We start from the raw sequence: 13,460 nt of genomic DNA on the forward strand, positions 1-13,460 counted from the left end.
AATTTACAGCGGGTCGTTTCAAGTGGTTGGGTATTTTTCAGAAGGCTAAATTTCCAAAAAATCTGTAGCTAAATTTTGGCTTTATTAAAATTGTAAAGTTATAAGCTGAATTAAATTTTGTCTTTAAATAGATATCTCAATAGCATGTTTACATATCATAATCCCACGGCAAATTTATGTCATAGTTGGTTGGTTTTATATGCGTCAAATATAAGGAAAAATCTTATTTGATTAGTAGCGATTATGTAGGTTTATGCACCTTGAAGGTGCTTTTGTTCATTTAGACGAAATAGGAGCTCCGAAAATGCAGGCAGTCCTAATTATAGCTATATTTAAAATAGCTCAAGGGCTTACTCCATTTGTACCTGTCTCATAATCAGTGAGCGTATTCATATTCCTGCATTATGCTATCGGAAGTTGAGCAAATCAAATGTTTAGCCATATGAAATCAATATTATTTGTAGTGTGTTTCTCACTACTGTTAGTTTCTTGCAAATTCGGAGATGAACCTATTGATCAGTTAAATTCATTTAGCAGTTATTTAGATTATTCAGAACGCAACGATCGCTTAAGCGGCGGGGTGAAGATGATTCCTGTTAGTACAAAAAAAGGTACTTATAAAGTGTGGACAAAACGAACAGGAAATAACGCTTCTATTAAGGTATTATTACTTCATGGAGGGCCAGGTGCTACACATGAATATTTTGAGTGTTTTGATTCGTATTTTCCGAAGGCGGAAATAGAATATTATTATTATGATCAACTGGAGTCATTCTATTCTGACCAACCAAATGATAGTTTGTTATGGAGTGTAGACCGTTATGTTGATGAGGTTGAACAAGTTCGAAAAGCACTGAATCTGGATGTTACTAACTTTTATCTTTATGGTCATTCCTGGGGAGGTATTCTGGCCATGGAATACGCTTTGAAATATCAACAGCATTTAAAGGGGTTGGTTATTTCTAATATGATGGCTTCAATACCCGATTATATCTCTTACGCTAATGAGGTTTTGGGTCCGCAGTTAGATCCAGAGGTACTCAAAGAGATTAAAGCTCTGGAGGCCTCAAATGATTATAGTAATCCCAAATATTCAGAATTGGTTTTTACTCATTATTACCCGGAACATATATTAAGGATGCCTCTTAAACAATGGCCCAACCCTGTCAACAGGGCCTTTGCAAATATCAATCACGATTTATATGTCACCATGCAGGGACCCAGTGAGTTTGGAGTAGCGGGAGATGCGAAGTTAAAAGATTGGGATGTCACCAATCGCCTTCCTGAAATCAGCGTGCCCACATTGGTAATAGGAGCCACTTACGATACTATGGATCCTAGACATATGGAAAAGATTGCTTCCATGGTTCAGAATGGAAGTTATCTACTTTGCCCAAAGGGAAGTCACTTGGCAATGTATGATGATCAGGAGACTTATTTTGACGGATTAATAAAGTTTGTCAAAGAAGTTAACAAGTGAAAATTCTTTAAGTAAACAGGATGATGTTAAAAAAGTAGTATTCGGAGATTTCTAAAAGGAACGGCCAGGCAGTCGAGCCCTTAGATGGTTAAATAAAAGTTTCGACTGCGATCAGGCTGACCCGGATGTTAAAGACCTACAATTTAACGATCCTTATAATATTATAAATTGAAATCATCAAAGATGGATTCGAGTTTGCCAGATGAAGGGACCGGCGCATTATAATCGATAATATTTCCCTGGGGATCGAGTATAATAAATCGCGGTATACCTTTAATCAGGTAGTTCTGAACAAATGAGGACTCCCAGTTTTTATCAGCCAATAACTGAACACCACCCAGATTTTCATCTTTGATCATTTGCTTCCATTTGTCCCGATCTTTTTGTCTATCAATAGAAATGCTTACAAATTTTATATTTTTATCATGGTATTTGGTTTCGAGCTCTTTTAAATAAGGAATCTCTTTTCTACATGGTCCACACCAGGTTGCCCATACGTCTATAAACAGGTATGAACCAGCTAAATCTTTAAGAGAGGTACTACCACCTTGATAATTTTCATAGTCTTCAAAACCTGGAGATGGAGCGCCTTTAGCCACTTTTTTTAAGATTTCATAACTAACTTTAATATCTTCATTATGAATTGGATTTGTAGAACTTTTAAGGAAAAGGCTATAAAATGTATTGAGGTCTTTGGTATAGGTAATACCGTATTTTGCATGGTTGAATGCTAAGCTGTTTCTAATGGTGTCGTTTTTAATGTTGGATATTTCTTTTAAAAATGCAATATCTTCTGCCAGATTTGATGTTTTGGCAGATAGTTGAGCTTTTTCGCGATACGTATCTTCTATCATTCTTCTGTAACGATTAGAAAACAGGTAATCCATACCACTGTTGAAATCCATATTTTCTTCCAATGCATTTAACTTCGAGGTTAATCCTGAAATTACACCAAGGGTATCTTTAGAGTGAAGTCTTTGTAAATCTGCAATATATCCATAGGTGATACTTCGTTTTTCCAGACCTTTAAAAGCAGGGGGAAGAGCAGGGTATGAATTAAGGAACTGATGCATGGATTCTTTCAGGTCATTTAAAAGTAAAAGACTTGAATCGTTCCGCATTTTCATAGCTTCCTGTCTCTTAGTCATAGCCTCGCGTTGCTTCGATATTTTTTGAAATAAGTAATTGTTTTCAACACCGCCCTCACCTTTATAAGATAGGGTATTTCGAAAGTTATTGGAGTCAAATACAATCTCCAGATCATATCCATTATGTAAATAAGTTCTCCAGAATAGTTTCCCATAGGAAAGCAGATATGAGCCTGGCAATATATCAAGGGTATCCTTAAAGTTTCCTGATTCATCTACCTGGATGGTGTCCCGAAAGTAATCATTTCCCGCAATAAGCAATAGAGCATTATTCGGGTTGGTTATTGTACCGGAGATAACGGTTTTAGATTTGGGAATTTCTGTTTCACAGCTATTTAGCAATGTGAATAATCCTGAAATTAATATAATTTTCTTAAGCATGAGTGATTTTTTATGGAAAACAAAATCGCCCTCTGGGGTCAGTTGAGGGCGATTTTTAAACTAACTAACTGCAAATTCAAAACTCAAACAAATGTTTAGTTCAACCCCTTTATTTCTTCAAGATTCTGGATAGCACGTTTTTTAACCTTACTACTTATAGTATCTGCCATAGCAACTGCTTTTTCACCTGCTGCAATGGCCTCCTCTTTTTCACCTGTACGACCTAATATTTGCGCATAGGTACTTACAATACCATAACTGTCAGGGTTCAGTGCATAGGCATTTTTGATAAGCTTTGATGCCTGAGACAAAAGAGTCTTGTTTTCTTTATGATAAAGTAATACAGATCGCGCTATAAAGGCAATGGTTTCCTCATCACCTTTAATAAGATCATTTACATAGAAATCAGAGGTTTTAATAAATTCTTCCTCATCCAAATTAACCAAATAAAATTGGGAATGCATTATAGATAGGTCCCTTGGACTGGCATTTAAGCTTTTTAATGAATCGAGGCCTTCAAAGAATAGAACACGTTCATTGTTTCTACTGTACGAATACATTTTACGCTGTAGTGCTTTACGGTAAATAACATTTACTTCATCCGCACCATAATTTGTTGTAAAATATGATTTATTATTGTTCATGAACAGAAACAAGGTGTCTTCATCATTATTAGCGAAGCTTTGGATCAGTTTCCAACCGGCAGGGCTTTTAAGGAATTGGTCATCAATCTTTTCCATAATCTCAGTAAGCACTTCATTTGCTTTGGGATCTCTGAATTTATTGAGTTGAATTGCATAATTTGTAAGTTCCTCCACACTCATGGTACCTGTTTCATATTTTTTCACAAGATTTCCATAGGCATTTTGGGGATTTAGGGCCTTTTTACCTTCATTAATAAAGGCTTCAGCTTCCATTTTCGATTTAGCCAGATGGATCAGTTTACCTTTACCATCAATAAAAAGATACGTAGGGTAAGAAGATACCTGATAACGCTTAGCCAGTTCAGGGCCTTCTCCTTTTTCCATATCGATCTTATAGTTTATGAAATTTTCATTGTAAAAGTCATGAACATCTTGCTTTACAAATACATGCTTTTCCATCCACTTACAAGGAGCACACCATGAGGTGTAGCAATCGATAAATATCAGCTTGTTTTCTTTTGCTCCCAGATCCAAAATCTCTTGAAAAGAGCCTTCTGAAAAGTGAATGGCATTATATGTTTCTTTTTTCTCTTCCTGCTTTTGTTTGCAGGAAAGAGAAATCATGCTTATACTTAGAAGTATTACTATTTTTTTCATTAGTATCCGGGGTTTTGTTTGATGATACCTTCTGATAATTCTACCGTTTGATTTGGTAGTGGAAGGATTAAACGTGTTTCTGATGGTAGTTCTTTATAGTCGTTAATATTAATGTCGCCCTCTTTGTGGAAACGAACCAAATCGAACCATTCTTCACCGGCCTCAGTTCCAAGTTCAAGTATTTTCTCAATGCGAATAGCATTTAATAATTCTTGAGGATCATTTGTGGTTAGCAGGGGGTTGCCACTACGTTCTCTGATAGTGTTTACAGCTCCTTTGGCAGCCTCAATATCATTGTTTGAACGCAATATAGCTTCAGCATATATTAAATAAGTTTCAGCAAGACGCATAAAATATTGCGTATCGGCGGTAAGCGGCACTCCGTTATAGGTAGATCCGTTAAATTTATTATTTCTGATGCTTCCCGAAGCAGTAAAGGCAATGGCGTCTTCATATCGGGCATCCGTTTCCATAAGTGCTACATAATCGTCTGAAAGACCAAAATATGCACGTAGCATAAACGCTTTATTATTTCTGTCATTCAAATTATCGAATGGTGTTTGAAAAAGAACTTCATTGGGATTGTCAATCTTTTTGGTAAAAATGTCACCAAAACTTTCCTCTAACTGACGTTCGTTCGCATCTATAACTTCTTTTGCAAGTGTAGCTGCAGTTATATAGTCTTTTTGGTAAAGCGCAACCTTACTTTTTAAAGCTTTTGCAGCAAGTTTTGAACCGTAAAAGGTATTAGAAAAATCAGGAGCATTTTCAATAGCAAAATCCAAATCGTCAATTATCAGGTCATAAACATCATTTACATTAGCTCTTGCTTGCGGATCGGCGTTTGAGATGGGTTGTGTTTTAAGAACAATTCCATATGCTGAATCCATATCGAAAAACTCTCCAAATAATCTTAGTAGGTAAAAATTAGATTGGGCTCTTAAGAATTTAGCTTCACCTATAATTTCTTGTTTACGAACATCTTCAGTTTGTAAAGCTTCAGTTTTAGTAATTACATGGTTGGCATTATTAATAAGAAAATACATTTTTGTATACATGTACTCCAGGTAATAATTATCGGAAGTAACATTGTTTGTGAAAAAGGCATTTTCAGCTCCGCCACCCCATACTCCGGGTTTCATTGTCGTTCCCATCATTGAAGTAACAGCGGGCATATAGACAATATAGTCAAGTCCGTCAATGAGCACGCCATAAACCCCATACAATACGGTCTGCGCCTGATCAACATTTGTAATTACTTTATCTTCTGATACCTGATATACCGGATCTACATCCGTAACATCTGTAATTTCACAAGAAGTAGTTAATACTCCTATTAGCGTTAGGGTTATAAATATGTTTTTATATAATTTTTGCATAATCATTATAAGTTTAGGTTTAAGCCAAGTGTAAATGTTCTAACCGGTGGGTAGGTTGCACTATCATAGCCCTGGTTAAAATTATTAGCTGCACTGTAATTTACTTCAGGATCTAATCCGCTATAAGAAGTAATCACAAAAACATTGGTTGCTGACAGTGAGATGCTAGCCCGTTGGATAAACATTTTTTGAAGGAGTTCTGGATTAAACTTATAGGTTAAGTGAATGTTTTTTAACTTCAAAAAAGAGGCGTCCTCCACAAAGAAATCTGAATCTCTTCGGTTGAAATTTGGGTCTCCTGCTACTAATCGCGGAATTGTACTGTTAGTGTTGTCAGGGCTCCAGGCATTTTGTATTCCTGTTCCGTAATTTGAACCTTCATTACTAAAGATTAATAAATCTCTTTTATTGCTATTGAACAAGTAGTTACCTACACTGAAATTGAAGAGGGTAGAAAGCTCAAAATTTCCATACCGTAAAATATTGTTCCATCCACCAAAGAAGTCAGGTTCAGCTTTTCCAATGATATCCATATCATCAGACCCAATAAATCCATCTTCATTGACATCCATGTATTTGAAATCACCTGGAGCAGTATTTCCTGACTGATATACCCCTGTAGGTGAAGCTGCATCCAGCTGATCGATTTCGTCTTGAGATTGAAATATGCCTGCCACTTTGTAACCTGAGAAATAACTAAGAGATTCTCCTTCGGCAAGGTTTCTGTAATAACCACCATTCAAACGCAGTACTTTACTGCTGATAGAAGACATATTTAGTTCTGTAGTCCATTGAAAGGCACCCTCTCTTACAACATCGATGCCAATTTGGAATTCAAATCCTTTATTTTGGAAATCTCCAATATTAGCGAATTGGCTTCTACCTCCGGTCTCGAGGGTAACATCTCTTGATAAAATTTGATCTGAAGTTATCTTGTTAAAGTATCCAAACGTACCATTAACTCTTCTATCAAACAATGAATAATCGATTGCAATATCTAACTGGTTTGTAGTTTCCCATTTAATGGCGGGGTTCGGAATGGTGTTAGAAACTACACCGTTATTATTATTATAAAAACTTCCTGCACCAAAGAAGGTATCATATTGAAAGTCTGAGAAATTAGCAGAACCGGTTTTACCATAGGAGGTTCTTAATTTAAGATCATCTACGAAAGCAGCACCCTCCATAAAATTCATACGCGATATTCTCCATGCTACTGCCCCTGAAGGGAAATAACCCCAGCGGTTTTCAGGACCAAACTTTGTTGATTTATCGGCACGACCTGTAAAGGTAAGATACATAATATCATCGTAGTTATAATTGGCTCTTAGAAAGTAAGAAGAAAGTCCGCTAATAGTACCTCCGCTCTCAATAGATTGGTTGGAAGCCGCGCCCGGAGTTACCATTACAAAGTCATCCGGGAAATCAGTGGCATCGATATTCTGATAATTGCTTTTGTTTTGTGTATAGGAAACCCCTAGTACTGAATTGACACTATGCTTGTTAAAGCTTCTGTTGTAAGTTAGTGTGTTATCAAATATACGGGAGGTGAAGCCAGATTCGTTTTGCCTTAAAGTTCCTTTACGATTGTTTCTCATCTCGAAAACATCATAACTAGGAGTATATCTGAAACTAAAATTATCCCCTTCCGTATATGAATAAGTCGATTTAAATACCAGTCCATTAGTTAGTTGATATTCTCCAAAAAGCGAGAGCAACAGATTTTTAGAGTCTACATATGATGGGAAGCGAACTTTCGCGTAAGGATTGGAATAGATGCTTCCCGGAGCGGCTGCAAAGTTTCCTTCTTCATCATAGATAGGAATGTCGGGTCTGTACCGAATTGTCTGATAATAAAAGGTAGTACCACTACCTTCATTTTTTGAATCGGTATAATTGAAATTAACTCCTATACGCAGCTTATCAGAAGCTTTTGTTTCTAATTTGGTTCTGATATTGTTTCTACGATATGAGGTGTTGTAAATAGGACCTTTTTGATCTGTGATACCGGCTGAAACGGAATAAAGTGTATTCCCATTTAGAGATCCACCATTCATATTCAAATAGTAGTTCATGTTCACAGCCGCCTGATCAGTTTCTTTTTGCCAGTTGGTATTAACATCAGGGCCAAAAGGATATAAGTCTTCATCGTCAGGAATAGTTCTTCCAGCATTTGTATAAGCCTGTTCAACTGTATTATGATAGCCATTACTATTTAGCATATCATACTTGTTGAAGAAGCTTGAAATACTAGTCATGGTACTAAAGCTAATACTAGGTACAGATGAGTAGCTTCCTTTCTTTGTGTTAATAATAATAACTCCATTGGCACCTCTGGAACCATATATTGCTGTAGCAGAAGCATCTTTAAGGATATCTATGCTTTCTATGTCTTGTGGGTTTATAGAAGCAAGAGGTGAGATGGAGTTAGAAAAACTTTCCGAATAGAATGAATTTCCCTGCCCCTGACCGATTTCGATTGGAACTCCATCAATTACATAAAGAGGTTCATTGTTTCCGAGTACAGAGGTAATACCTCTGATTCGAATGGTAGCTGGTGCACCCGGGGCACCTGATGAAGGAACAGCATATACACCTGGTGCTCTACCAACGATCGCATTATCGAAATTTACCGGAGCCATTTTGTTTAATTCGGTGGCATCGATTTTAGAAACAGAACCAGTAATGTCTTTTCTTTTTTGGGTACCGTAACCCACCAGAACCACTTCTTCGAGCGATTGAGTATCTTCTTTAAGAATGATATCTATGGTAGTTCTTTCTTTAATTTCGGTCACCACAGTTTCCATCCCTATGAAGCTAAAAGAAAGGCTTTGATCTTTCAGTGCCTTTATGGTAAAAGTACCATCACTGTCAGTAAAAGCTCCTTTACCCGTTTCTTTGACCATCACGGTTACTCCAGGTAAAGGAATTCCATTCATATCGGTTACCAGCCCTTGTATAATAATTTGATCCTGAATTGGTACTTGTAACTTTGAATCAGGTTTGGTTTCGGTCGGTTTTTGATAAATAACAATTTGCGTGTCCAGTACTTTGTAGTATAAAGAGCTACTATCTAACAAGGTATTCATGATAGCCTCAATAGTAACATCGTTTACATGTAAACTTACAGGAGGTAAAGGGGTGATGTCCTCAGTTTTATAGAGTACTTTGTAAGCAGATTGTTTTTCGATTTCGTTAAATATTTCCTTGATTTCGGCTTTATTCACATCGAGTGAAATGGTCGACTTTTGTGAATAAGAATGAGCCTGTATTTGGAATAAGGAAATAATAAACAGCATTAAGGAAAGCTTCATTTTTAAGCTGATTTTGGTAATTCCAGGACAGACGAATCCCTTCGTAAGTGTTTTTTTCATAATTTTGAAATGGTTTAAACTATTTTAATTTTAGATTAAGGTAGTGAGGGAGACGTTGGCGCGTTTCCCTTTTTTGTTTGTTGGTATTATTTCATTGGCGTTTCATTTTTTATAATGATTTGATTGTTTTTCAAGGTATATTCAAAAGTTGTGTTTACTTGAAAAGCTTCTAATATCTGTTCAAGTGTTTCTGTATTAAATCTTCCATTGTAACGCACCTCATTTAAGACAGGATTATTATTGATGATTACCACATTAAAATGTCGTTCTAATTTTTTTAATACCGTTTCAAAGGTGTCGTCAATAAATAGGAGGTCACCATGTAACCAAGCCGTATATTTTTGAATGTCTACAGGTTGTACAGTTAAGTTTTTATCTTTAAGTGTTGCTGCCTGTCCGGGTTTTACAATGACAGAGGTATTGCTTAAAGTGTTTTTTGCTTTAATACTTCCCTCAACCAGAATAGCTAAAGTTTGTTTATCGTCTTTAAAACAACTGACATTAAATTCCGTTCCCAAAACTTCGACATCCATTTCAGCTGTCTGAACAATAAAAGGTTTTTGAGCATTTTTACTTACGGTAAAATACGCTTCTCCTTCAAGGGTCACTGATCTTAAATCAGAACCATCAAAAGAAGTAGGGTATTTGAAAACACTTCCGGAATTAAGAATAACCTGAGAATTGTCTGATAATTTAATAGTGGCCTTTTTACCATAAGGTACATTGATCTCGTTGTAGGCTATGTCAGTTTTATTGTTGGAATTCTTTGGCTCTGATCCGGCAACAAAGTCATCTACCGATATTATAGCCTCTGTCTCGTCAAATTCTTTAATGGAACCATCTTCTAATTTAAGCGTTATGGTAGTAGCATTTGGTGTAAATTCATTGATATCCCGATTAATAAATAATTGAAATGAAGCCGCTAATGCAATAATTATGGTGATCGCTGCAGCGTATTTCAAATAACTTAATCTTGCAGCGCGTTTTTCCAGATTGTCCTCAGAAGATAACTGGGCGTCTAATGAATTATAAACACGCTCCATATCAATATTCTTTAATCCTAATTGAATAGAACTTTCGAGGTTTATGTATTCCTTCAGTTGTTTTTTGACTTCCGGATTTTTTAAACCTTCTTTTAAAAGAGCCAATTCTTCTTCAGAAATCTCTTTATTTATGTATTTAATAATTAAATGTTCCAAACCTAAATAATCTCAGTTTACAACCGAGACGGAAAAATGTTTAAAAACCCTTAACTATTTTTTAATTTTTTTTTAAAATTTGTGCAAAATTCATGAATAGCAGGGAAGATTACTGAATTAAATGATGGAAAATTGGCTTTTATCGGAGCTTAAAAAAGGGAGTAAGGAGGCTTATCGTAATATTTTTATGAAGTATTACAAAATTGTTCTCGCTTATCTGATTAAGCTCAGTGGCGATTTGTCGTTATCGGAAGATCTGGCTCAGGGAGTCTTTCTAAAGCTATGGACCAAACGAAAATCTTTGCAAATACATACTTCGCTAAAAAAGTATTTGTTTAGTACAGCCTATAATAGTTTTATGGATCATTTCAGGGATTTGGAACGGGAACGAATTATGCAAAGAGATTATTTACAGTTTTCATCCCTGACTAATGATGAGCAAGAGATTAAGAATCAAGAGCAGTTAGAGTCTGATTTGCGTAGACTGAGGGAGTTAATAGATGACTTACCACCTAAGTGTAAAGAAATCTTTTTGTTAAGTAAACAGGAAGGATTGAAATACAAGGAGATTGCGAATAGACTTGATGTTTCCATAAAAACCGTAGAGTCGCAGATGTATTTAGCCATGAAAAAGCTACGCGAGGCATTTATTGATCAATAACAGTTTCTTCATTTTATTATATTTCTGATTATCTTCTTGATTGATTATAAGCGTTTTGTGATTTTTATCATTTGATATTCAGTGTATTGTGTTTTATTTTGAAGTAAAAATGAAATTCCTGATTGTTTACGGTACTACTGAAGGACAAACGCGCAAGATAGCTTATTACATGGCTAAGGTTCTTCAAAATTCGGGTCATAATGTTTTGGTCGCGGAAGCCATAGAAGAACCGCCATCACCTATTGAATTTGATGCGGTATTAATTGGAGCTTCCATTCATATAGGAGCTTATCAAAGTGCTGTAACGCACTATATCAAAAATTATTTGAATATACTCAATTCAACACCTGGAGCTTTTTTTTCTGTCTGTCTGGCTATCGCATCAGATATAGAAGATGAGCATCAGGAGGTAGCGCGAATTACAAAAACCTATTTAGACAAAGTGGGGTGGAGGCCAAATAGTGTAATTCAGATCGCCGGGGCCTTAAAGTATACCCAGTATAACTTTTTTAAGCGGTTGCTCATGAAGATGATAGCTAAAAAGGAAGGTCGTACTACGGATACTGCGCAAGATTATGAGTATACCGATTGGGAAGCTGTTAAAACCTTTGTGTTGGAATTTGAGAAAGAAGTCTCAAATGCATAGGAACTACTCAATTTGCTATTAATAGCAGGTTTGAATTTGAGATGTCGGTTATTAGCTAATCCAATTTAAAGTGTTGATAAGCAGATAGAATAGTTGTGGAATATAGAAGCTATGATATATGTAAAGGATCATTTTTTAATTGCCTCATATGCCAATCAATGCAATAAATTTTATAACTTGTATGTAACTAAAATTTATGATCTCATGAAAAGTATTAGGTATATAGTAGGGGTGATAACCCTCCTTATAATATATAGTTGTGGAAGTACCCAAAGTGCTGTTTCTGAATCCGATATGGCCGCCTTGTCTGATCTTGTTGAAGGACGGAAATTCAGAATTGAGAGTGATTGGGCAGACCCGACTGTAACCAGGGCTATGATGCAGGTAGGTGCTATTTTAGGTCCGCAGAATAGTGTGGCAAGGATTAATTTAATTGGCAATGATAACTACCTGGAAGTACGTGGAGATTCGGTAAAATCAGACCTTCCTTATTTTGGTGAACGGCAAATGGGAGGAGGATATAATACTAATGATATAGGTATAAAGATCGATGAGGCCGCCAGGGACATGGAATTGCATTATCTCGATAGTAAAAAGAAGTATAAAATGTCGTTCAAAGCGGGAAATGTGGATACGAATGAATCCTATAATGTAGTAATAGAGATTTTTTCAAATAAGAAAACAAGTATTATTGTTACCAGTACAGAACGGAACTCCATAAGATACGAAGGAACTATTATGCCATTATTGGAGGAATAAACTTTAGCATTAGTATCTTTTAATAAACCAAACCGTAAACATAAGTGTTACGGTTTTTTGTGTTTTGAAGGGTTTGAGTAGTTTGTTATAAATTAATAACATGATAATAGAATTGTTTGCAAACAAACACAATTCTCATAAACTGTCTCGTTTCACTGTTATATTAGTATAATATTGTTTATTTTACCATGCCAGATTATTTGTTTAGTCAGGTTAATTAGATGAAGCCATCGATAGGTTTCTTAGTATAAGGGCATTTTATGATTAACTGAGCATTAATTAAACCTAATATTTATATAAAAATGATGAAAAAAGTAATGAAACGAAGAATTCATTTTATCCTTTTAGGATTGGCTGTATTTGCTTTATCATGTAAAAACAATACCGCTAATAAAACAGCTGAAGAAGAACCAGCGAAAGATGAGGTGGTATCTTCTGATGAATGGATCTATCTTTTTGACGGAACCAGCACCGAAGGGTGGCGAGGTTATAATATGGATTCTCTTCCTCCGGGGTGGACGGTTAAGGATAGCGTTTTAACCTTTGATACTAAATTAGGATTGGAGCAGAATTATAAAGGAGGTAAAGATATTTTATATGGAGCAGAAGAGTTTGATAATTTTGAATTATATATAGAGTGGAAACTACCAAAAGGAGGAAATAGTGGTATCTTTTATCATGTAAAAGAAGGATATGCAGGACCCCCTGTTGTTGCACCTGAGTATCAACTTATAGATGATGAGAATTATGCGAGCATTCACGATCTTACAGACTACAATTTAAGTTTAGGATATACCGATAAACCGGAAGAGTTGAAGCCATTACAGCAAACCGGAGCAGATTATGCAATGCATCCTCCGAGTCCTGATAAAATTTTAAATCCTGTTGGAGAATGGAATAGCACAAAAATTGTGTTTACTCCGGAAAAGGTAGAGCATTGGTTAAATGGAAAGATGATACTTTCATTCGTGCCTTGGGATGAGGCTTGGGAAGAAAAGAAAAATTCAGATAAATGGAAGAACAGTCCTGATTATGGGAAATTTAAGTCAGGTTATATTGCCCTGCAGGACCATGCGAGTCCAATTTGGTTCCGAAACATTAAAATTAAAAAATTATAATTCCTTAATTACCT

Annotated in this window: 10 protein-coding genes; 5 read left to right on the plus strand and 5 right to left on the minus strand. The window is 35.8% G+C overall.

The genetic code is table 11. From position 1 onward, the window contains the following. Positions 1-442 precede the first annotated feature (442 nt). The gene (locus BM361_RS03800; protein WP_074977018.1) at positions 443-1,480 is read left to right on the plus strand and encodes a proline iminopeptidase-family hydrolase; all 1,038 of its coding nucleotides are present in this window, start codon (positions 443-445) and stop codon (positions 1,478-1,480) included. A 161-nt stretch (positions 1,481-1,641) separates the two neighbouring features. On the opposite strand, the gene BM361_RS03805 is transcribed toward BM361_RS03800, so the two are convergent. From BM361_RS03805 to BM361_RS03825, 5 genes are all read right to left on the minus strand, one after another. After that, a complete protein-coding gene (locus BM361_RS03805; protein ID WP_074977020.1) occupies positions 1,642-3,009 on the minus strand; it encodes a TlpA family protein disulfide reductase in 1,368 nt (455 codons plus the stop codon). A gap of 95 nt (positions 3,010-3,104) precedes the next feature. Further along, complete coding sequence (locus tag BM361_RS03810; RefSeq protein WP_074977022.1) at positions 3,105-4,310, minus strand: thioredoxin fold domain-containing protein; 1,206 nt, start codon at positions 4,308-4,310, stop codon at positions 3,105-3,107. Next, positions 4,310-5,689, minus strand: a complete 1,380-nt coding sequence (locus BM361_RS03815; protein ID WP_175496543.1) for a RagB/SusD family nutrient uptake outer membrane protein — start codon at positions 5,687-5,689, stop codon at positions 4,310-4,312. The genes BM361_RS03810 and BM361_RS03815 overlap by 1 nt, the downstream gene beginning before the upstream one ends. A 5-nt stretch (positions 5,690-5,694) precedes the next feature. After that, positions 5,695-9,063 carry a TonB-dependent receptor gene (locus tag BM361_RS03820; RefSeq protein ID WP_074977026.1) on the minus strand — a complete coding sequence of 1,123 codons (3,369 nt, stop codon included), beginning with the start codon at positions 9,061-9,063 and terminating at the stop codon, positions 5,695-5,697. Between the two features lie 86 nt (positions 9,064-9,149). Continuing rightward, entirely contained in the window at positions 9,150-10,262 is a 1,113-nt protein-coding gene (locus BM361_RS03825) for a FecR family protein (protein WP_074977028.1), read from the minus strand. A 121-nt stretch (positions 10,263-10,383) separates the two neighbouring features. On the opposite strand from BM361_RS03825, the gene BM361_RS03830 reads away from it, so the two are divergent. From BM361_RS03830 to BM361_RS03845, 4 genes are all read left to right on the plus strand, one after another. Next, positions 10,384-10,923 (plus strand): RNA polymerase sigma factor, encoded by a 540-nt coding sequence (locus BM361_RS03830; protein ID WP_074977030.1) that lies wholly within the window; start codon positions 10,384-10,386, stop codon positions 10,921-10,923. 109 nt (positions 10,924-11,032) lie between these two features. Then, the gene (gene hemG, locus BM361_RS03835; protein WP_074977032.1) at positions 11,033-11,569 is read left to right on the plus strand and encodes a menaquinone-dependent protoporphyrinogen IX dehydrogenase; all 537 of its coding nucleotides are present in this window, start codon (positions 11,033-11,035) and stop codon (positions 11,567-11,569) included. A gap of 204 nt (positions 11,570-11,773) precedes the next feature. Then, entirely contained in the window at positions 11,774-12,328 is a 555-nt protein-coding gene (locus BM361_RS03840; protein WP_074977378.1) for a DUF4251 domain-containing protein, read from the plus strand. Between the two features lie 317 nt (positions 12,329-12,645). Further along, complete coding sequence (locus BM361_RS03845; protein WP_074977379.1) at positions 12,646-13,446, plus strand: 3-keto-disaccharide hydrolase; 801 nt, start codon at positions 12,646-12,648, stop codon at positions 13,444-13,446. Positions 13,447-13,460 lie beyond the last annotated feature (14 nt).

It is taken from the genome of Zhouia amylolytica, assembly GCF_900116365.1.
Lineage (GTDB): Bacteria > Bacteroidota > Bacteroidia > Flavobacteriales > Flavobacteriaceae > Zhouia > Zhouia amylolytica.